The sequence below is a fragment of the Salmonella sp. 3C genome (assembly GCF_025426275.1).
Classification (GTDB): domain Bacteria; phylum Pseudomonadota; class Gammaproteobacteria; order Enterobacterales; family Enterobacteriaceae; genus Salmonella; species Salmonella enterica.
Genome location: NZ_CP104858.1, coordinates 1,744,175 through 1,764,964 on the forward strand (window position 1 = coordinate 1,744,175; position 20,790 = coordinate 1,764,964).

18 protein-coding genes and 1 pseudogene are annotated in these 20,790 nt (G+C 54.7%); 10 read left to right on the forward strand and 9 right to left on the reverse strand.

The window, feature by feature from the left end; translation table 11 throughout:
- Positions 1-8: 8 nt before the first annotated feature.
- The 8 genes from rnpA to N7E69_RS08325 all read left to right on the forward strand — a co-directional run bounded on the left by rnpA (position 9) and on the right by N7E69_RS08325 (position 7,538).
- Positions 9-368, forward strand: a complete 360-nt coding sequence (gene rnpA, locus N7E69_RS08290; protein WP_000239725.1) for a ribonuclease P protein component — start codon at positions 9-11, stop codon at positions 366-368.
- On the forward strand, positions 332-589 hold the full coding sequence (yidD, locus tag N7E69_RS08295) for a membrane protein insertion efficiency factor YidD (RefSeq protein WP_001307474.1): 258 nt from the start codon (positions 332-334) through the stop codon (positions 587-589). The genes rnpA and yidD overlap by 37 nt, the downstream gene beginning before the upstream one ends.
- Before the next feature lie 2 nt (positions 590-591).
- Entirely contained in the window at positions 592-2,238 is a 1,647-nt protein-coding gene (yidC, locus tag N7E69_RS08300) for a membrane protein insertase YidC (protein ID WP_000378284.1), read from the forward strand.
- A 140-nt stretch (positions 2,239-2,378) separates the two neighbouring features.
- Positions 2,379-3,743: a tRNA uridine-5-carboxymethylaminomethyl(34) synthesis GTPase MnmE gene (mnmE, locus tag N7E69_RS08305; protein ID WP_000019081.1), complete on the forward strand. Its 1,365-nt coding sequence runs from the start codon at positions 2,379-2,381 to the stop codon at positions 3,741-3,743.
- 182 nt (positions 3,744-3,925) lie between these two features.
- The gene (locus tag N7E69_RS08310; protein WP_000819602.1) at positions 3,926-5,113 is read left to right on the forward strand and encodes an MFS transporter; all 1,188 of its coding nucleotides are present in this window, start codon (positions 3,926-3,928) and stop codon (positions 5,111-5,113) included.
- Positions 5,082-6,041 carry an HTH-type transcriptional regulator YidZ gene (gene yidZ / locus N7E69_RS08315; RefSeq protein ID WP_000749365.1) on the forward strand — a complete coding sequence of 320 codons (960 nt, stop codon included), beginning with the start codon at positions 5,082-5,084 and terminating at the stop codon, positions 6,039-6,041. The genes N7E69_RS08310 and yidZ overlap by 32 nt, the downstream gene beginning before the upstream one ends.
- A gap of 157 nt (positions 6,042-6,198) precedes the next feature.
- Positions 6,199-6,954, forward strand: a complete 756-nt coding sequence (locus N7E69_RS08320) for a 4'-phosphopantetheinyl transferase family protein (protein WP_000190678.1) — start codon at positions 6,199-6,201, stop codon at positions 6,952-6,954.
- Positions 6,954-7,538, forward strand: a complete 585-nt coding sequence (locus N7E69_RS08325) for an NADPH-dependent FMN reductase (RefSeq protein ID WP_001575173.1) — start codon at positions 6,954-6,956, stop codon at positions 7,536-7,538. The genes N7E69_RS08320 and N7E69_RS08325 overlap by 1 nt, the downstream gene beginning before the upstream one ends.
- 44 nt (positions 7,539-7,582) lie before the next feature.
- On the opposite strand, the gene adeP is transcribed toward N7E69_RS08325, so the two are convergent.
- Positions 7,583-8,920: an adenine permease AdeP gene (gene adeP, locus N7E69_RS08330; protein WP_001675586.1), complete on the reverse strand. Its 1,338-nt coding sequence runs from the start codon at positions 8,918-8,920 to the stop codon at positions 7,583-7,585.
- 168 nt (positions 8,921-9,088) lie between these two features.
- On the opposite strand from adeP, the gene yieH reads away from it, so the two are divergent.
- A complete protein-coding gene (gene yieH / locus N7E69_RS08335; protein WP_000078082.1) occupies positions 9,089-9,754 on the forward strand; it encodes a 6-phosphogluconate phosphatase in 666 nt (221 codons plus the stop codon).
- 94 nt (positions 9,755-9,848) lie between these two features.
- On the opposite strand, the gene phoU is transcribed toward yieH, so the two are convergent.
- From phoU to N7E69_RS08370, 7 genes and pseudogenes are all read right to left on the reverse strand, one after another.
- On the reverse strand, positions 9,849-10,574 hold the full coding sequence (phoU, locus tag N7E69_RS08340) for a phosphate signaling complex protein PhoU (protein ID WP_000377800.1): 726 nt from the start codon (positions 10,572-10,574) through the stop codon (positions 9,849-9,851).
- Between the two features lie 14 nt (positions 10,575-10,588).
- Positions 10,589-11,362 (reverse strand): phosphate ABC transporter ATP-binding protein PstB, encoded by a 774-nt coding sequence (gene pstB, locus N7E69_RS08345; protein ID WP_000063118.1) that lies wholly within the window; start codon positions 11,360-11,362, stop codon positions 10,589-10,591.
- An 86-nt stretch (positions 11,363-11,448) separates the two neighbouring features.
- Positions 11,449-12,339 carry a phosphate ABC transporter permease PstA gene (gene pstA, locus N7E69_RS08350; RefSeq protein ID WP_000212197.1) on the reverse strand — a complete coding sequence of 297 codons (891 nt, stop codon included), beginning with the start codon at positions 12,337-12,339 and terminating at the stop codon, positions 11,449-11,451.
- Positions 12,339-13,298 (reverse strand): phosphate ABC transporter permease PstC, encoded by a 960-nt coding sequence (gene pstC / locus N7E69_RS08355; protein ID WP_000741630.1) that lies wholly within the window; start codon positions 13,296-13,298, stop codon positions 12,339-12,341. The genes pstA and pstC overlap by 1 nt, the downstream gene beginning before the upstream one ends.
- 135 nt (positions 13,299-13,433) lie before the next feature.
- Positions 13,434-14,474: a phosphate ABC transporter substrate-binding protein PstS gene (gene pstS / locus N7E69_RS08360; RefSeq protein ID WP_000867130.1), complete on the reverse strand. Its 1,041-nt coding sequence runs from the start codon at positions 14,472-14,474 to the stop codon at positions 13,434-13,436.
- A 165-nt stretch (positions 14,475-14,639) separates the two neighbouring features.
- Positions 14,640-16,012, reverse strand: a pseudogene (locus tag N7E69_RS08365) (fructose-specific PTS transporter subunit EIIC).
- Between the two features lie 48 nt (positions 16,013-16,060).
- The gene (locus tag N7E69_RS08370) at positions 16,061-16,879 is read right to left on the reverse strand and encodes a shikimate 5-dehydrogenase (protein WP_000166716.1); all 819 of its coding nucleotides are present in this window, start codon (positions 16,877-16,879) and stop codon (positions 16,061-16,063) included.
- A gap of 94 nt (positions 16,880-16,973) precedes the next feature.
- Between N7E69_RS08370 and N7E69_RS08375 the strand changes: the two genes are divergently transcribed.
- A complete protein-coding gene (locus N7E69_RS08375) occupies positions 16,974-18,731 on the forward strand; it encodes an SgrR family transcriptional regulator (protein WP_000213166.1) in 1,758 nt (585 codons plus the stop codon).
- 150 nt (positions 18,732-18,881) lie between these two features.
- Here the strand turns inward: N7E69_RS08375 and glmS are convergent, their stop codons facing one another.
- Positions 18,882-20,711 carry a glutamine--fructose-6-phosphate transaminase (isomerizing) gene (gene glmS, locus N7E69_RS08380; RefSeq protein WP_000334052.1) on the reverse strand — a complete coding sequence of 610 codons (1,830 nt, stop codon included), beginning with the start codon at positions 20,709-20,711 and terminating at the stop codon, positions 18,882-18,884.
- Positions 20,712-20,790 lie beyond the last annotated feature (79 nt).

The following is a 20,790-nucleotide window of genomic DNA, read 5'->3' on the forward strand; positions in this document are numbered from 1 at the left end:
ACCCCTGAGTGGTTAAGCTCGCATTTCCCAGGGAGTTACGTTTGTTAACTCCCGCTCATTTCACATTCGTCTTCCAGCAACCTCAACGGGCTGGCACGCCGCAAATCACCATCCTCGGCCGCCTGAATTCGCTGGGGCATCCCCGTATCGGTCTTACCGTCGCCAAGAAAAATGTTCGACGTGCGCATGAACGCAACCGGATTAAACGTCTGACGCGTGAAAGCTTCCGTCTGCGCCAGCATGAACTTCCTGCAATGGATTTCGTGGTGGTGGCGAAAAAAGGGGTTGCCGACCTCGATAACCGTGCTCTCTCGGAAGCGTTGGAAAAATTATGGCGCCGCCACTGTCGCCTGGCTCGCGGGTCCTGATAGCCCTTATTCGGGTCTATCAACGCCTGATCAGTCCGCTGCTTGGGCCGCATTGTCGTTTCACGCCAACGTGCTCAAGCTACGGAATTGAGGCATTGCGCAGGTTTGGAGTGATAAAAGGCAGTTGGTTGACGGTGAAACGCGTATTAAAATGCCACCCTTTACACCCTGGTGGTGACGATCCCGTCCCGCCCGGACCATTTGATACCAGAGAACACTAACGATGGATTCGCAACGCAATCTTTTAGTCATCGCTTTGCTGTTCGTGTCTTTCATGATCTGGCAAGCCTGGGAGCAGGATAAAAATCCGCAACCTCAGACTCAACAGACCACGCAGACAACGACCACCGCAGCGGGTAGCGCCGCCGACCAGGGCGTACCAGCCAGTGGCCAGGGGAAAATGATTACGGTGAAAACCGATGTGCTTGATTTGACTATCAACACCCGTGGTGGTGATGTCGAGCAGGCCTTGCTCCCGGCTTACCCGAAAGAACTGGGTTCCAACGAACCGTTCCAGCTGCTGGAAACCACCCCGCAGTTTATCTATCAGGCGCAAAGCGGCCTGACAGGCCGCGACGGCCCGGATAACCCGGCGAACGGCCCGCGTCCGCTGTACAACGTCGAGAAAGAGGCGTTTGTACTGGCCGACGGTCAGAACGAACTGCAGGTTCCGATGACTTATACTGACGCCGCAGGCAACACGTTTACCAAAACGTTTGTCTTTAAGCGTGGCGATTATGCGGTTAACGTGAACTATAGCGTGCAGAACACCGGCGAAAAACCGCTGGAAGTCTCCACCTTTGGTCAGTTAAAACAATCCGTCAACCTGCCTCCTCATCGCGACACCGGCAGCAGCAACTTTGCGCTGCATACGTTCCGCGGCGCAGCGTACTCCACGCCGGATGAGAAGTATGAGAAATACAAATTCGACACTATTGCCGATAACGAAAACCTCAACGTCAGCTCCAAAGGCGGTTGGGTGGCAATGTTGCAGCAGTATTTCGCTACCGCATGGATTCCGCGTAACGACGGCACCAACAATTTCTACACCGCTAATCTGGGTAACGGCATTGTCGCTATCGGCTATAAAGCGCAGCCGGTACTGGTACAGCCAGGCCAGACTGGCGCGATGACCAGCACCCTGTGGGTCGGCCCGGAAATTCAGGATAAAATGGCGGCTGTTGCACCGCACCTGGATTTGACCGTGGACTACGGTTGGTTGTGGTTCATCTCTCAGCCGCTGTTCAAGTTGCTGAAGTGGATCCACAGCTTTGTGGGCAACTGGGGCTTCTCCATTATCATCATTACCTTTATCGTTCGCGGTATCATGTACCCGCTGACCAAAGCGCAGTACACGTCAATGGCGAAGATGCGTATGCTGCAGCCGAAAATTCAGGCGATGCGCGAACGTCTTGGCGATGATAAACAGCGCCAAAGCCAGGAGATGATGGCCCTGTACAAAGCGGAGAAGGTTAACCCGCTGGGCGGCTGCTTCCCGCTGATCATCCAGATGCCTATCTTCCTGGCGTTGTACTACATGCTGATGGGTTCCATTGAACTGCGTCATGCGCCGTTCGCTCTGTGGATTCATGACCTGTCCGCACAGGACCCGTACTACATTCTGCCGATCCTGATGGGCGTAACGATGTTCTTCATTCAGAAGATGTCGCCGACCACCGTGACCGACCCGATGCAGCAGAAGATCATGACCTTTATGCCGGTCATCTTTACGGTGTTCTTCCTGTGGTTCCCGTCAGGTCTGGTGCTGTACTATATCGTCAGCAACCTGGTCACCATCATTCAGCAGCAGCTGATTTACCGTGGTCTGGAGAAGCGTGGCCTGCATAGCAGCGAGAAGAAAAAATCCTGATTCGGTGTAGGCCGGATAAGGCGAAGCCGCCATCCGGCAAGGCGCGCCGGTCAGCCTGATGGCGCTAACGCTTATCAGGCCTACAATCAAAAGGCGGTCATATGACCGCCTTTTTTATTGCAACAAAGTTGAGACTAACCATGAGCCATAACGACACTATCGTCGCCCAGGCAACCCCACCGGGACGCGGTGGCGTGGGTATCCTGCGTATCTCTGGTCTGAAAGCGCGCGACGTTGCGCAAGAGGTGCTGGGCAAGCTGCCGAAGCCGCGCTATGCCGACTACCTGCCGTTTAAAGACGTTGACGGCAGCGCGCTGGATCAGGGTATTGCGCTGTGGTTCCCCGGCCCGAACTCCTTCACCGGTGAAGATGTGCTGGAGCTACAAGGGCACGGCGGTCCGGTGATCCTGGACCTGCTGTTAAAACGTATCCTGACGCTTCCAGGCGTGCGCATTGCCCGACCGGGCGAGTTCTCCGAGCGAGCGTTCCTCAACGATAAGCTCGATTTAGCCCAAGCAGAAGCCATTGCCGACCTGATCGATGCCAGTTCCGAACAGGCGGCGCGTTCGGCGCTAAACTCGTTACAGGGGGCATTTTCCGCCCGCGTTAACCACCTTGTGGAAGCACTTACTCACCTGCGAATCTACGTCGAAGCGGCTATCGATTTTCCGGATGAGGAGATCGACTTTCTCTCTGACGGCAAAATCGAAGCGCAGCTCAATGGTGTCATCGCCGATCTTGACGCCGTGCGCACCGAAGCGCGCCAGGGCAGCCTGCTGCGCGAAGGGATGAAGGTAGTGATTGCCGGACGCCCGAATGCCGGGAAATCCAGCCTGCTGAATGCGCTGGCAGGCCGTGAAGCGGCCATTGTTACCGATATCGCCGGCACCACGCGCGACGTGTTGCGCGAGCATATTCACATCGACGGGATGCCGCTGCATATCATCGATACCGCCGGACTGCGCGACGCCAGCGACGAAGTTGAGCGTATCGGCATCGAACGCGCCTGGCAGGAGATTGAACAGGCCGATCGCGTGCTGTTTATGGTGGATGGCACCACGACGGACGCCGTTGACCCTGCCGACATCTGGCCGGACTTTATCGCCCGTCTGCCCAAAAATCTACCGATTACCGTGGTACGTAACAAGGCGGATATCACCGGCGAAACGTTGGGTATTAGTGAAGTAAACGGTCACTCACTGGTTCGCCTCTCGGCGCGTACCGGCGAAGGCGTCGACGTGTTGCGTAACCACCTCAAGCAGAGCATGGGGTTTGATACCAATATGGAAGGCGGCTTCCTGGCCCGCCGCCGTCACCTACAGGCGCTGGCGGAAGCCGCTGAACACCTTGAGCAGGGCAAAGCGCAGCTATTAGGCGCATGGGCGGGGGAACTGCTGGCGGAAGAGTTGCGCCTGGCGCAGCAAAGCTTAAGCGAGATTACCGGCGAGTTTACCTCCGACGACCTGCTGGGACGGATTTTCTCCAGCTTCTGTATCGGCAAATAACGTTGTGTTGCCCGGTGGCGCGATGCTTACCGGGCCTACAAAACCCGTAAGCCGGATAAGGCGTTTATGCCGCCATCCGGCAGCAATGATTTCCCATGCGGAAATCACTGTTGTCCAAATGGCAACTCGTCTCGCGCAACGTCGCCCCGTATTCTTAGCGCCACACTTTTCGTGAGGCCGCTATGAAACGTTTTCTACTGTGTAGTTTTGCCCTGGTTTTACTCTATCCTGCCGGTATTGATATGTATCTGGTCGGTTTACCGCGTATAGCCGCCGATCTGAACGCCAGCGAGGCGCAGTTGCATATCGCCTTCTCCGTTTACCTGGCCGGAATGGCGACGGCCATGCTGTTTGCCGGGAAGATAGCCGATCAGTCAGGCCGCAAACCGGTCGCGATCGTCGGCGCGATCGTCTTTATGATGGCCTCACTGCTTTGTTCACGGGCGTCGGAAGGCTCGCTATTTCTGAGTGGGCGTTTTCTTCAGGGAATAGGTGCAGGCGGCTGCTATGTGGTGGCGTTCGCCATTCTGCGCGACACGCTCGACGAGCATCGCCGGGCGAAAGTGCTGTCATTATTGAATGGGATTACCTGTATTGTGCCGGTACTCGCCCCGGTGGTGGGGCATTTGATTATGCTTCGTTTCCCCTGGCAAAGTCTGTTCTATACGATGTCCGCGATGGGCATTATTGTGGGCCTGTTATCACTGTTTATCCTGCGCGAGACGCGCCCGGTAAGGCTGGCTCCACGCGATTTATCACGATCGTCGCCCGCCGCCGAGTCGCTGATTAACCGTTTTTTCGTTAGTCGACTGGCGATCACCACCCTTAGCGTGTCGGTGATCCTGACCTTTGTCAATGCCTCTCCAGTGCTGCTGATGGAGGTGATGGGATTTAGCCGTGGCGACTATGCCATTACCATGGCGCTCACCGCAGGCGTCAGTATGGTCGTCTCTTTTTCCACCCCTTTTGCGCTTGGGTTATTTAAGCCGCGAACCTTAATGCTCGTCTCACAGGGGCTGTTTTTGACGGCTGGCGTGACGTTAAGCCTTGCTCATACCAATACCGTCACACTCTTTGGCCTGACGCTTATCTGCGCCGGATTCTCGGTTGGTTTTGGCGTCGCGATGAGCCAGGCGCTGGGGCCGTTTTCGCTGCGCGCTGGAGTGGCCAGTTCCACGCTCGGTATCGCGCAGGTTTGCGGTTCATCACTGTGGATTTGGCTGGCGGCAATACTCGGTATCAGCGCGATGAATATGCTGATCGGGATTCTGATTGGTTGTAGCATAGTGAGTATTCTGCTGATCTTCTCCGTCACGCCCAACAGGTCCGTAGCCGAGCATGAAGAAATCCCTTACCAATCTCGACCTTAATTTGCTGTTATGCCTACAGTTACTCATGCAGGAGCGCAGCGTCACTAAAGCTGCAAAACGGATGAACGTAACGCCCTCGGCGGTCAGCAAATCGCTGGCGAAACTCCGGGCATGGTTTGACGATCCGCTGTTCGTCAATACGCCGCTGGGCCTGGCGCCGACGCCGCTGATGGTCAGTATGGAGCAAAGTCTGGCGGACTGGATGCAGATGGGGAATCAACTGCTTGATAAACCGCATCATCAAACGCCGCGCGGTTTAAAATTTGAGTTGGCAGCAGAGTCGCCGCTGATGATGATTATGTTTAATTCACTGTCGCAGCAGATTTATCAGCGCTATCCGCAGGCTACCATTAAGGTTCGCAACTGGGATTATGACTCGCTGGAGGCGATTACGCGCGGGGAAGTCGATATCGGATTTACCGGACGCGAAAGCCATCCCCGCTCGCGAGAATTGCTCAGTCTGTTGCCGCTCGCGATTGATTTTGAGGTGTTGTTTAGCGATTTGCCGTGGGTCTGGCTGCGGGAAGATCATCCGGCACTGCGTGAAGCGTGGGATCTGGACACTTTTCTGCGCTACCCGCATATCAGTATTTGCTGGGAGCAAAGCGATACCTGGGCGCTGGATGATGTCCTGCAAGAAATGGGACGCAAACGCCATATCGCGTTGAGCCTGCCGGGGTTCGAGCAGTCACTCTTTATGGCCGCCCAGCCGGATCACACCCTGATAGCAACCGCGCCGCGCTATTGCCAGCACTACAATCAGCTCCACCAGCTACCGTTAGTGGCGCGCCCCCTGCCTTTTGATGCGCAACAGCGGGAAAAGCTGATGGTGCCGTTTACCCTATTATGGCACAAACGTAATAGTCATAATCCCAAGATTGTGTGGCTACGACAGGCTATCAACACGCTCTGCCGTCGCCTTATCTGACCACCTGCGTTGATAAATTAACCTTCCTCTTACCAGAAATGTCACCGTCTGATTAAAGAACCTTCTGAAATTGAATTTTTAGCGCGTAAAACCTGTCCATAATTTACGTTAATGTTACTCTCGTCATTATCACGGCCCATTAATCACGGAGCGAAAAATGGCGACTCACTTTGCCAGAGGGATACTTACGGAGGGACAGTTGGTTTCAATTCGTCTCTCTTCGTCTTGCCATATTGAAGCCAGAAACCTGCCTGCTCACCGACGAACGCGTTTTCTCGCCTCCAGAGGCCTTCTTGCCGAACTGATGTTTATGCTGTACGGAATTAGCGAGCTGCCGGAAATCATTATTCAGGCGAAAGGTAAACCCGCGTTTCGTGACAAAAATCTGCCAGGCTTTTCTATCTCCTACGCCGGAAATATGGTTGGCGTGGCGTTGACCACCGAAGGAGAGTGCGGGCTGGATATGGAATTACAGCGCACCTCCCGCGGCTTTCACCATCCGCATTCGCTCGAACGCCACCCTTTCTCCCGTAATGAAAACTTATGGGTAGCCAATCAAAACGATCCCAACGAAGCGCGAGCGCAACTCATTACATTGCGCCAGAGCGTGTTAAAACTCACCGGCGATGTCATGAATGACGATCCGCGGGAGCTGCAACTTTTACCCGTTGCCGGACGCCTGAAGTGCGCGCATGTCACGCAGCTTGAAGCCGTGTGCGATGCGGAAGATGTGCTGGTATGGTCCGTAACCGTTACGCCAGCGATAGAAAAATTAAAAGTGTGGGAGTTCGATGGCAAACTGGGCTGGAAAAGCCTGCCCGATATCCAGACGCGCGCCAATGAGCCAACCGGCCGTCTGATGCGATTCGCCCAACTCCCCGCCGCCAAATCGTATACGCTTAATCGTTCATAATGAAAAAAGGGGCACGTATGTCTGAAACGCTGAATGTGGTTACACTGCTGGGAAGTTTACGCAAAGGTTCCTTTAACGGGATGGTGGCGCGTACGCTGCCTAAAGTCGCGCCGGCAGGAATGACGGTATCGCCGCTGCCTTCGATCGGGGATATTCCGCTGTATGACGCCGATATCCAGCAAGAAGAGGGATTTCCAGCCAGCGTAGAGGCGCTGGCGGAGCAGATTCGCAACGCCGACGGCGTCGTCATTGTGACGCCGGAATATAACTATTCCGTTCCCGGCGGCCTGAAGAATGCCATCGACTGGCTATCCCGTCTGCCTGAGCAGCCGCTGGCGGGTAAGCCCGTTCTTATCCAGACCAGCTCAATGGGGGCGATTGGCGGCGCGCGCTGCCAGTATCATCTGCGTCAGATTCTGGTGTTCCTTGATGCGATGGTGATGAATAAACCGGAGTTTATGGGCGGCGTGATTCAGAATAAAGTCGATCCGCAGACTGGAGAAGTGGTGGATCAGGGAACGTTAGATCATTTGACTGGTCAGTTGACCGCATTTGGCGAGTATATTCAGCGCGTTAAAGCGTAAGTTCGTTAAAAACCCTCCCCCCGATGGGGCGAGGGTTCATTTCATCAGTGTGCGTCAATAAACACAATCTTCAGCACGAATAACAGCGCGACAATCACTACGCACGGGCTAAGGTCGCGCAGGCGACCGGTACCAATTTTCATCACGCAGTAAGAGATAAAGCCCAGCGCGATACCTTCGGTGATCGAGAAGCTAAACGGCATCATTACCGCCGTAATAAACGCCGGGACCGATTCGGTTAAATCCTGCCAGTTTACCCGCGCCAGGCTGGAGGTCATCAGCACGCCGACGTAAATCAGCGCGCCCGCCGCCGCGTAAGGCGGCACCATGCCCGCCAGCGGCGACAGGAAGATAACCAGCAGGAACAAAATACCGACCACCACCGCCGTTAAACCGGTGCGACCGCCCACCGAAACGCCGGAAGAGGACTCAATATAAGCGGTCACAGAAGACGTTCCGACAAATGCGCCAGTGACAGAAGAGATACTATCAACAAACAGCGCCTGCTTCATGCGCGGGAATTTGCCTTTCTCATCCGCCAGGCCGGCTTTATCAGTCACGCCAATCAGCGTACCGGAGGAGTCAAACAGGTTTACCAGCATGAAGGAGAAAATAACCCCCGCCAGGCCAAGATTGAACGAACCTGCCAAATCGACATGCCCTACCACGCTGGTGACGCTTGGCGGCGCGGAGACAATGCCGTTGTAATGTACATCGCCCATCATCCAGCCAAGCAGCGTCGTGACGATGATGGACACCAGCACCGCCGCATGAATGTTGCGCGAAGCGAGAATCGCAATAATAAAGAATCCGAGAACCCCCAGCAGCACGCTGTGCGAGGTCAGGTTGCCGATGCTGACCAGCGTTTCCGGGTTAGCGACGATCATGCCGGCGTTTTTCAGCCCCATCATGCCGATAAACAGGCCGATGCCGCTGGTGATGCCCACGCGCAGGCTGACCGGAATGTTGGCGATCATCCAGTAACGCACGCGGAAGATAGTCAGCAATAAAAGACCAACAGCGCCCCAGAAAATGGCGCCCATGCCTACCTGCCACGGCAGTCCCATTGCCTGCACAACCACGAAGGCAAAGAACGCATTCAGCCCCATCGCGGGCGCCAGCGCCACCGGCAAGTTAGCGAACAGGCCCATCAGAATACTGCCAAAGGCCGCAATCAGACAGGTGGTCACAAAGACGGCGCTGGTGTCCATGCCAGCTACGCCCAGAATTTGCGGGTTAACAAAAACGATATAAACCATCGTCAGGAAAGTGGTAAAACCGGCGATCACTTCGGTTCGTGCCGTCGTGCCATGTTCGCGCAGTTTAAACACGCGTTCCAGCATACCCTGACCAGAAGCCTGGGTGGTGTGTTGTTGACTCATTATCAATTTCCGGAGAAAGGAGGGAAAATTCGCCGTTATCCTATACCAAAATGCGACACCTGGCGCAGTTGTGTGGTAATTTTTTTCACTCAATTTGTTAGTACGGCAACGATTGCGTCCCCTCATTCAGCATTACGTAAACGTTAAACTTGTTAAAATGGAAATGACATGTCCCAAATCGAAGCGGTGTTTTTTGACTGTGACGGCACGCTGGTCGACAGTGAAGTAATTTGCTCGCGCGCCTATGTCACTATGTTCCGGCAGTTCGGCATTACGCTTGAGCTCACGGAAGTATTCAGACGCTTTAAAGGCGTAAAGCTCTACGAAATTATCGATACCATCAGTAAAGAGCATGGCGTTGCGCTGGCAAAGGCGGAGCTGGAGCCGGTGTACCGCGCGGAAGTGGCGCGCCTGTTCGATACCGAACTGGAAGCGATCGCGGGCGCAAATACCCTGCTGGAGAGCATTAAGACGCCCATGTGCGTGGTATCCAACGGACCGGTCAGTAAGATGCAGCATTCGCTGGGTAAACTGGGCATGTTGCATTATTTTCCCGATTTGCTGTTTAGCGGTTACGATATTCAACGCTGGAAGCCCGATCCGGCGCTGATGCTCCACGCGGCGAACGCCATGAAGGTCAATGTTGAGAAGTGTATTCTGGTGGATGATTCCAGCGCAGGCGCGCAGTCAGGAATTGCGGCGGGAATGGAAGTGTTTTATTTCTGCGCCGATCCGCATAACAAGCCGATCGATCACCCTAACGTGACGACTTTTACCGATTTGGCGCAGTTGCCGGGATTGTGGAAAGCGCGCGGGTGGGAGATTACGCGTTAACTGAAATGCCGGATGGCGCTGACGCTTATCCGGCCTACAGCATCTGTACCTGTAGGCCCGGTAAGCGCAGCGCCACCGGGCAAAAGAATGAGATTTACTCTTTCGGATCTTTCCCCGCCAGCAGCTTATCCAGCTCATCGCCGCCGACGTGACGGAAGTCTTGCCCCTTCACGAAGTAGAAGATGTATTCACAGATATTCTGGCAACGGTCACCGATACGCTCGATAGAGCGCGCGCAGAATAACGCGGTCAGCACGCTGGGAATGGTGCGCGAGTCTTCCATCATGTAGGTCATCAGCTGACGCACGATGCCTTCGTACTCCTGGTCAACTTTCTTATCTTCACGATAGATACGCACCGCTTCGTCGAGATCCATGCGCGCGAACGCATCCAGCACGTCGTGCAGCATCTGCACGGTGTGGCGGCCCAGTGACTCCAGACTCACCAACAGCGGCTGGTGCTGCTGGGAGAATTTCTCCAGCGCGGTACGGCAGATTTTATCCGCCACGTCACCAATGCGCTCCAGTTCGGCGATGGTTTTGATAATCGCCATCACCAGGCGCAGATCGCTCGCCGTCGGCTGGCGCTTGGCGATAATACGCACGCAGGCCTCATCGATGGCGACTTCCATCATATTAACCTGATGGTCGCCTTCTACCACGCGCTTCGCCAGCTCGCTGTCCTGGTTGTGCATAGCGGTGATAGCGTCAGAAAGCTGCTGCTCCACCATGCCGCCCATGGTCATTACCTGAGTGCGGATGCTTTCCAGTTCGGCGTTGAACTGGCCGGAAATATGTTTATTAAGGTTCAGACTGTCCATTACGCACTCCTGAATTAACCGTAACGACCGGTGATATAGTCTTCTGTTTGTTTCTTCGCGGGCTTGGTGAACAGATCGTCCGTGTTGCTGAACTCAATCAACTCGCCCAGGTACATAAACGCCGTATGATCGGAGCAACGTGCCGCCTGCTGCATGTTGTGGGTCACGATCACCACGGTGTAATCCTGTTTCAGCTCGGTGATCAGCTCTTCAATACGCCCGGTAGAGATCGGGTCCAGAGCTGAGCATGGCTCATCCAACAGCAGCACTTCCGGGCGAATGGCGATACCGCGCGCAATGCACAGGCGCTGCTGCTGACCACCGGAGAGAGAGTACCCGCTCTGGTGCAATTTATCTTTGGTTTCGTTCCATAATGCGGCTTTGGTCAACGCCCACTGCACGCGTTCGTCCATATCGGCACGAGACAGCTTCTCAAACAGACGCACGCCAAAGGCGATATTGTCATAGATGGACATCGGGAACGGCGTCGGCTTCTGGAATACCATCCCCACTTTTGCGCGCAGCAGCGCGATATCCTGGGTGTTGGTGAGAATATTGTCGCCATCCAGCAGAATTTCACCTTCCGCGCGCTGCTCCGGATAAAGCGAATACATTTTATTGAAGGTACGCAGTAGCGTTGATTTACCACAGCCGGATGGCCCGATAAATGCCGTTACCTGATTCTTCGCGATATCCAGATTAATGTTCTTCAGGGCATGGAATTTGCCGTAGTAGAAGTTCAAATCACGAACCTGAATCTTACTCGGGGCAGTTTCAACCATACTCATTTCACTCTTTTCCTCATCCAGCGCCGCATCCGCCACGCCGTAAAATAATGCCTGATGGCGCTACGCTTATCAGGCCTACAATGTCTTTAACCGTGTTTTTTCTTCGCGAAAACAACACGCGCCAGAATATTCAGCAGCAGTACGCACAGGGTAATAATCAGCACGCCCGCCCAGGCTAATTGTTGCCATTCGGCAAACGGGCTCATCGCGAATTTAAAAATGGTCACCGGCAGGTTGGCGATCGGCTGCATCATGTCGGTGCTCCAGAACTGGTTGGAGAGCGCGGTAAACAACAATGGCGCCGTTTCGCCGGCAATACGCGCAATAGCCAGCAGGATACCGGTCATAATGCCGGAGATAGAGGCTTTCAGCGTAATCGCGGAAATCATCTTCCACTTCGGCGTACCCAGCGCATAAGCGGCTTCACGCAGGCTATCCGGCACCAATTTGAGCATGTTTTCAGTGGTACGGATAACGATCGGTACCTGCAACAGCGCCAGCGCAATCACCCCTGCCCAGCCGGAGAAGTGCTGCATCTGCGCCACCACGATGGTGTAAACAAACAGCCCCACAACAATTGACGGCGCGGAAAGCAGAATGTCGTTAATAAAGCGAATGATTTCCGCCAGCCAGGATTTACGGCCATATTCCGCCAGATAGATCCCGGCCATAATCCCCAGCGGCGTACCCAATACGGTAGCCCAGAGAATCAACAATCCACTCCCCGCTAGGGCGTTCGCCAGCCCGCCGCCCGCCGTGTTCGGCGGCGGCGTCATTTCGGTAAACAGCGCCAGCGACATACCATCAATGCCGCGCGTGATGGTGGACATCAAAATCCAGATCAGCCAGAACAGGCCAAATGCCATCGTCGCCATTGAGAGCGTTAGTGCGATACGGTTCTTCATGCGGCGACGCGCCTGCATCTTGCGACGGGATTCCGCGAGCTGCGCGGTGTTCTGCATATCAAGCGTAGCCATTAACGTGCTCCCTCGTTCTTCGCCAGACGCATAATCATGAACTTAGACGCCGCCAGGACGATAAAGGTGATCACAAACAGGATCAGCCCCAGCTCCATCAACGCTGCCACGTGCAGGCCCGATTCCGCCTCAGCGAATTCGTTCGCCAGCGCGGAAGTGATGCTGTTGCCCGGCATATACAGCGACGCGCTGTCGAGCTGGTAAGTGTTGCCGATGATAAAAGTGACCGCCATCGTTTCACCCAGAGCACGGCCCAGCCCCAGCATAATGCCGCCGATCACGCCATTTTTGGTGAACGGTAGCACGATGCGCCAGATAACTTCCCAGGTAGTACAGCCGATACCGTAAGCGGACTCTTTCATCATTACCGGTGTTTGCTCGAAGACGTCGCGCATAACCGCCGCAATGTAGGGGATGATCATGATGGCGAGGATGACGCCCGCCGCCAGAATGCCGATACCAAAGGCCGGGCCGGAGAACAGCGCGCCGACAAACGGAATGTTGGAAAGAATATTGCCGACCGGCTCCTGGAAGTACGTCGCAAACAGCGGCGCGAAGATAAACAGCCCCCACATGCCGTACACGATACTGGGAATTGCCGCCAGCAGTTCAATGGCGATGCCGAGCGGACGCTTTAGCCAGCCTGGCGCCAGCTCGGTTAAAAACAGGGCAATGCCGAAACTGACCGGAACGGCGATCAGCAGTGCGATAAAGGAGGTCACCAGCGTGCCATAAATGGGCACCAGAGCGCCGTAGATATCGTTTGGCGCGTCCCATTCCTTAGTCCAAAGAAATGAGAAACCAAATTTCTGAATACTTGGCCAGGAGGAGATGATCAATGAGACGATAATACCGCCCAACATCAATAGCACAATCAGCGCAGCCAGTTTTACCAGCGCGCTGAAAATCATGTCGCCTTTTTTACCCGGCGGGTTAAAAGCAGGCTTGGTTGCAGCCATAAATTACTCTTTCCATTAAACGCATTTTACGACGTTGCCCCTGCCGGATGGCGCTACGCTTATCCGGCCTACAACGTGGGCCTGCGGTCGAAACCGTAGGGCGGATAAGCGTAGCGCCATCCGCCAATTCGTTAATTAATACAGCGCCTTACCGTTGCTGTCTTTTATACTGGTCTTCCATGCAGCACGAACCTGCTCAACAACGTTATCCGGCAGGCTGGCGTAGTCCAGATCATTCGCCTGCTTAGCGCCATTTTTGTAGGCCCAGTCGAAGAACTTCAACACTTCAGCACCCTGCTCAGGTTTCTTCTGCGCTTTGTGGACCAGGATAAACGTGGTGGAAGTGATTGGCCACACATCGTCACCTTTCTGGTTGGTCAGATCCTGCGCGAAGGTTTTGCTCCAGTCTGCGCCTTTCGCCGCATTAGAGAAGCTCTCTTCCGTCGGGCTTACCGGTTTGCCGTCGGCAGAAACCAATTTGGTGTAGGCCAGGTTGTTCTGCTTGGCGTAAGCGTATTCAACGTAGCCAATAGCGCCTGGCAGACGCTGTACAAATGCTGCGATGCCGTCGTTACCTTTACCGCCCAGACCGGTTGGCCAGTTCACGGTAGAACCCGCGCCCACTTTCGATTTCCACTCGTCGTTGACTTTCGCCAGGTAACTGGTGAACACGAAGGAGGTACCGGAACCGTCAGCGCGACGCACCACAGCGATATTCTGTGAGGGCAGCTTCACGCCTGGGTTCAGTTTGGTGATGGCTTCATCATCCCACTTCTTGATTTTACCGAGGTAGATGTCACCCAGCGTTTTACCATCCAGCACCAGTTCACCGGATTTGAGGCCTGGAATATTCACCGCCAGCACCACGCCGCCGATCACCGTCGGAAACTGGAACAGGCCTTCCTGATTCAGTTTTTCGTCAGACAGCGGCGCATCGGAAGCGCCAAAATCAACGGTATTCGCGGTGATTTGTTTCACGCCGCCGGAAGAGCCTATCCCCTGGTAATTGACTTTGTTACCGGTTTCTTTCTGGTAGGTATCCGCCCATTTGGCATACACCGGCGCAGGAAACGTTGCACCGGCACCTGTCAGGCTTGCTGCTGCAAAGGCAGAGAACGCGCTCATCGATAAGGTCGCGGCGACAACAGTTGCGACAGTGGTACGCATAACTTTCATAATGTCTCCTGCACGGTTTCGGTAAATCGTTGTTTGAGTTGCTACGATGAGCAAAATAGGACAAATTGATGACAGTTATATGTCTTGATTATGACGGTTTGATGACAATGGAAATAAAAAAGCTGGCCCGGGGAGACACCAGACCAGCCTGCAGGGGGAGATGAATTAAACTGTTTGCGCAACCGCAGACGGTTTCAACAGCGCGTACATCAGGCCGCAAACAATCGTGCCCAGGGCAATCGAGAGCAGATATTGCATCACATGTTCTACCGCATGCGGGATCGCCAGGACAAAGAGACCACCGTGTGGCGCCATCAGTGTACAACCGAAATACATGGACAGTCCCCCGGCGATTGCGCCACCGACCATCGTGGAAGGGATGACGCGCATCGGGTCACGCGCAGCGAAGGGAATCGCCCCTTCAGAGATAAAGCACAGCCCCAGGATAAAGGATGCGTTACCCGCTTCATGCTCAGAAGCAGTGAATTTCGCTCTGGCCGCCCAGGTTGCGACGCCCATCCCTAATGCCGGTACCATCCCTGCCGCCATAATGGCCGCCATCGGCATATAGGAATGAGAAGCCAGTAAACCGACGCCGAAGGTATACGCAGCTTTATTCACCGGCCCACCAAGGTCAAAACCTTGCATTGCGCCCAGCAACATTCCCAGCAAGATAGCATTCGTAGAGGTCATATTCCCCAGGAACGTCGTCAGCCCTTCCATCACCGCAGACACCGGGCCACCCACCACGTAAATCATGATTAGGCCGGTAATCAGCGTAGACAGTAGCGGCAGAACCAGCACAGGCTTAAGCGCTTCCATTGACGCTGGTAGCTTAATATTTTGCGCCAGAAACCGTACGCTGTAACCGGCCGAAAACCGGCCACAATCCCTCCCAGGAAACCAGCACCGCACAGGCTGGCCAACATCCCGCCAATAAGCCCCGGGGCCAGACCCGGACGATCGGCAATTGAGAAGGCAATAAACCCAGCCAGTACCGGCACCATCAGCGCAAAGGCCGCCTTACCACCGATTTGAAATAACGCAGCCGCCAGCGTGCCCGGCTCATTGAAGGCCTGGATACCGAAGACAAAAGAGAGCGCGATACACAATCCTCCCGCCACCACCAAAGGAAGCATATGGGATACGCCGGTCATTAAATGCTTATAAACGCCGGGTAGCTCTGTTTTACCAGCTGAAGAAGAGCGCCCGGCACTCCCCTGATAGACCTCGGCGCTATTGAAAGCATTATCCATTTCCTGCGCACTCTTTTTTAGCGCCGCGCCGGTACTGGTGCGATAGAGTCTTTTGCCAACAAAGCCTGACAGATCCAGCTCAATATCCGCCGCGATAATCACCACATCCGCTTGCGCTATCTCTTCCGCGGTCAGCGTGTTCTTCGCCCCGACGGAACCGCGGGTTTCAACCTTGATCCAGTCACCACGCTTGCGGGCTTCAATTTCCAACGCTTCTGCCGCCATAAAGGTATGGGCGACGCCCGTCGGACAGGCCGTCACAGCAACAATTTTTTTAGTCATAGTAGGGTACCCTGTTCTTTTAATTTAAAGAAAAAGCGGGAAAAAATGTTACAGACGTGACCAGGCCGCGGCTTTCTGGAACAGCGCGTCGTCCGGGCGAATCCCGGTATAAAGGACAAATTGTTCCACGGCCTGAATAGCAAACACTTCGGAACCGGTAATCACGGTTTTACCGCGTTCACGGGCGTAGCGGATCAGCGGCGTGACGGGCGGTAGCGCCACCACATCAAAGATAACGCTCGCCTTATCCACTTCCTGTTCGGAATAAGAGAGTTTGTCGGCATCATTACCGCCAGCCATTCCGATAGGCGTGGCGTTAATTAACAAATCGGCTTCAATACCGTCGGTATCCGGGCGCCATTCATAGCCATAGAGTTCGGCCAGTTGTTTACCTGACGCTTCATCAATCGCGACAATATAACCACGGGTAAACCCCGCATCCTTCAGCGCGCAGGCCACCGCCTTTGCCATACCACCGCTGCCACGCAAAGCAAACACCAGGTCGGGAGAGACCTTGTAACTCGCCAGCAAGCGAGCTATTGCAATGTAATCGGTGTTGTACGCCTTCAGATGGCCATTGGTATTCACAATGGTATTAACTGAGTGAATGGCCTGAGCAGAAGCATCCAGTTCATCCACCAGCGGAATGCAGGCTTCTTTAAACGGCATAGAGATCGCGCACCCACGTATCCCCAGCCCGCGCACGCCGCTAATGGCCTGCGTAAGATCGGTCGGCGAGAAAGCTTTGTAGAGATAATTGAGATCCAGCGCTTCGTACAGATAGTTGTGAAAGCGTGTACCGAAGTTACTTGGGCGTGCCGCCAGGGACATGCAGACCTGCGTGTCTTTATTAATGCGCTTTGTCATGATGAATCCTCATAGAAGTTGCGATAGGGAAAATCATCGGCTAAAAAGGGGATATTAAAAATTGCTCATTCCCGTTCGGGAAATTTCACCTTTTATGACAACCCGGCACACTGAACAAAAATACTTAAAGCTACTCCAGCACTATGGCGACAAGCCTGTTAGCGTGACATTACAGGAGCTGGCGGATGTGTTGTTCTGCACCCGACGGCATATGCGTAATCTGTTGCTTCAGATGCAGGAGGCAAAGTGGCTCATCTGGCAATCACAGGCCGGACGTGGGCATCGCGCCCGGCTTCACCTGCGCTATAAACCAGAACAGCTGTTAAGCGAAAAGGCGGAGCAGTTACTGGAGTCTGGTCATATTGATCAGGCCATTCAGCTGCTGGGTAAAAATAAGCACCAGGTGGCGCAACTGCTGCGTTCAAAGCTGGGCTATAGCGTGCGGGCAGACTATCAGCGGCTGTGCATCCCCTATTATCGGACAATGCCGTCGCTGTGCCCCGGCATACCGTTGCGTCGCTCTGAGCAGCATCTGGTCAGGCAGATTTTTAGCGGCCTGACGCGCATAAATGAGGAAAAAGGTGAAGTCGAAGCCGATCTTGCCCACCACTGGCGGCAGATTGATCCACTGCGCTGGCGTTTTTATCTGCGCCCCGCCGTCCTCTGGCATGATGGTCAGGAGCTGACGATCGACGCGGTTATCGCTTCACTGACCCGCAGCGCTAAGCTGCCGTTGTTCTCGCACTTGCAGACCATTCAGGCCACCGGGCCGCTGAGCCTTGAAATTACGCTGGCGCACCCGGATAACCGACTGCCGCTGCTGCTCAGTCGTATTGATGCCATGATCCTACCGCCTGACCATACACAACGCGCTGATTTCCCGGCACATCCCGTGGGAACTGGCCCTTATGAGGTGGTGGAAAACAATGGCTTTCATCTGCAAATGAAGGCCTTTGACCACTATTTCGGTCTGCGCGGGCTGCTGGATGAAGTGGAGGTCTTTATCTGGCCGAATTTAACGGAGACAGATAACCTGGCGGAATCGCTGTCGGATAACGACACGGCAGCCTGGCTCAGTTCCAGCCTGAGCGATGAGGATTACGTTTCCGGACGGCTTAGCCAGGTATCAGGCAAACCTTCTGACAACCTGCGCGAGATGTTTCTTGAGCGTGGAGGCTATTTTTTATTATGCGACAGTCGCTCTCCGCACTGGCATACCGCCGAACATCGCCGCTGGCTGCGGGAAACACTCAGCCCTTACGCCTTACTCCAGCATCTGAGTGAGGCAATTCGCCCCTTCTGGGTACCGGGCGGCAGCCTACTGTCCTCCTGGTTTCATACTATTGAGGCGGGCCCAGCCTGTTCACCTTTTATCTCGTCGTCGCCCTACGCAAAACTGCGTCTGGCCTATCACGATCAGCACCCTGAATTTCCGATGCTCCTGGATATCATGCAAGAGATCATGCGCCAGCAGGGCATTTTACTTGAGGGCGTGGAGCTGAATTATGATGACTGGGCGAATGGCAAAGCCAATGTGGATCTCTGGCTGGGGACGGTCAATTTCCCCATTCCCGAAGAGTGGAACGTCGGTACATGGCTGCTGGGCTCCCCTTTACTGCGCCACGCCATCAGAGGTGGGGATGATGCGCTGCTGGCCCAATGGGAAACCCAGTGGCATGCCGAAACCATCAGCGCGGAACAACTGGTCAGGGAAACCACCCGTTCAGGCTGGCTACAGCCGCTTTTTCACCACTGGATGCGACTCAAAGGCCCCGACCGGGCCAGGGGGATCCACCTGAATAACCTGGGATGGTTTGATTTCCGATCCACCTGGATTGAGCCAGGGCCTTAAAGAAGAGAATGTGACCGGGTACCCGTAGCGCAGGTAGGCGTAGCACCTCTTAGTCGCTCTTCAGCCACCATAGAGAAAGAACAGCGCCTGTCACGGCGCACAAAAAAAGGCCGTCTATCGACGGCCTTCTGCCTGGTACTACATTTGTACTTACTCTACGGTAACCGATTTCGCCAGGTTACGCGGCTGGTCAACGTCGGTGCCTTTAATCAGCGCCACGTGATACGCCAGCAGTTGCAGCGGAACGGTGTAGAAGATAGGCGCAATGACCTCTTCCACATGCGGCATCTCGATGATGTGCATGTTGTCGTTGCTGACGAAACCCGCATCCTGATCGGCGAAGACGTACAACTGACCGCCACGTGCGCGAACTTCTTCGATGTTGGATTTCAGTTTCTCCAGCAGTTCGTTGTTCGGCGCCACCACAATCACCGGCATATCGGCGTCAATCAGCGCCAACGGCCCGTGTTTCAGCTCGCCTGCAGCATAGGCTTCCGCGTGAATGTAAGAGATCTCTTTCAGCTTCAGCGCGCCTTCGAGCGCAATCGGATATTGATCGCCACGCCCCAGGAACAGCGCATGGTGTTTGTCAGAGAAATCTTCCGCCAGGGCTTCGATACGTTTGTCCTGCGACAGCATCTGCTCAATACGGCTCGGCAGCGCCTGTAGGCCATGAACGATATCATGCTCAATGGACGTATCCAGACCTTTCAGACGCGCCAGTTTCGCCACCAGCATCAACAGCACGGTTAACTGGGTGGTGAAGGCTTTGGTAGATGCTACGCCAATTTCCGTACCCGCGTTGGTCATCAGCGCCAGATCGGATTCACGCACCAGCGAAGATCCCGGCACGTTACAAATGGCCAGAGAGCCCAAATATCCCAGCTCTTTCGACAGACGCAGGCCAGCCAGGGTATCTGCCGTTTCGCCAGACTGGGAGAGCGTGATCATCAGGCTGTTACGGCGCACGGCAGATTTGCGATAGCGGAATTCAGAGGCGATTTCAACGTCGCACGGAATACCTGCCAGCGATTCAAACCAGTAACGGGAAACCATACCGGAGTTGTAAGACGTACCGCAGGCGAGGATCTGAATATGCTCAACCTTCGACAACAGATCATCGGCGTTCGGTCCCAGCTCGCTTAAATCCACCTCACCGTGGCTGATGCGCCCGGTAAGGGTGTTTTTGATCGCGTTCGGCTGTTCGTAGATCTCTTTCTGCATGTAGTGGCGGTAAATACCTTTATCGCCCGCGTCATATTGCAGATTAGATTCGATATCCTGACGTTTTACTTCCGCGCCGGTGTTATCGAAGATATTTACCGAACGGCGAGTGATTTCAGCGATATCGCCCTCTTCAAGGAAGATAAAGCGACGAGTCACTGGCAACAGCGCCAGCTGGTCAGAAGCGATAAAGTTTTCGCCCATACCCAGGCCAATCACCAGCGGGCTACCAGAACGTGCCGCCAGTAGGGTATCCGGGTGACGGGTATCCATGATCACTGTACCGTACGCACCACGCAGTTGCGGGATAGCACGCAGAACAGCCTCACGCAGAGTACCGCCCTGTTTCAGTTCCCAGTTTACCAGGTGTGCAATCACTTCGGTGTCGGTTTCAGAAACGAAGGTATAGCCACGCGCTTTTAACGCTTCACGCAGCGGTTCATGGTTTTCGATGATGCCGTTATGCACCACCACAATGTGTTCAGAAACATGCGGATGCGCGTTAGCTTCTGAAGGTTCACCGTGCGTCGCCCAGCGAGTGTGAGCAATACCAGTGCCGCCATGCAGAGGATGTTCTTCCGCTGCCTGAGCCAGCATCTGGACTTTACCGAGGCGACGCAGGCGGGTCATATGACCTTCTGCATCCACCACGGCCAGACCGGCAGAGTCATATCCGCGGTATTCCAGACGACGTAAACCTTCGAGAAGGATTTCAGCTACATCACGCTGCGCGATAGCGCCAACAATTCCACACATAGTTTTATTTCCTGATTATGGCATTACGCCATGCGTTGTCGCTGACCTGTATGCCCGTCGTTGCGGGCGCCCCGAGCCT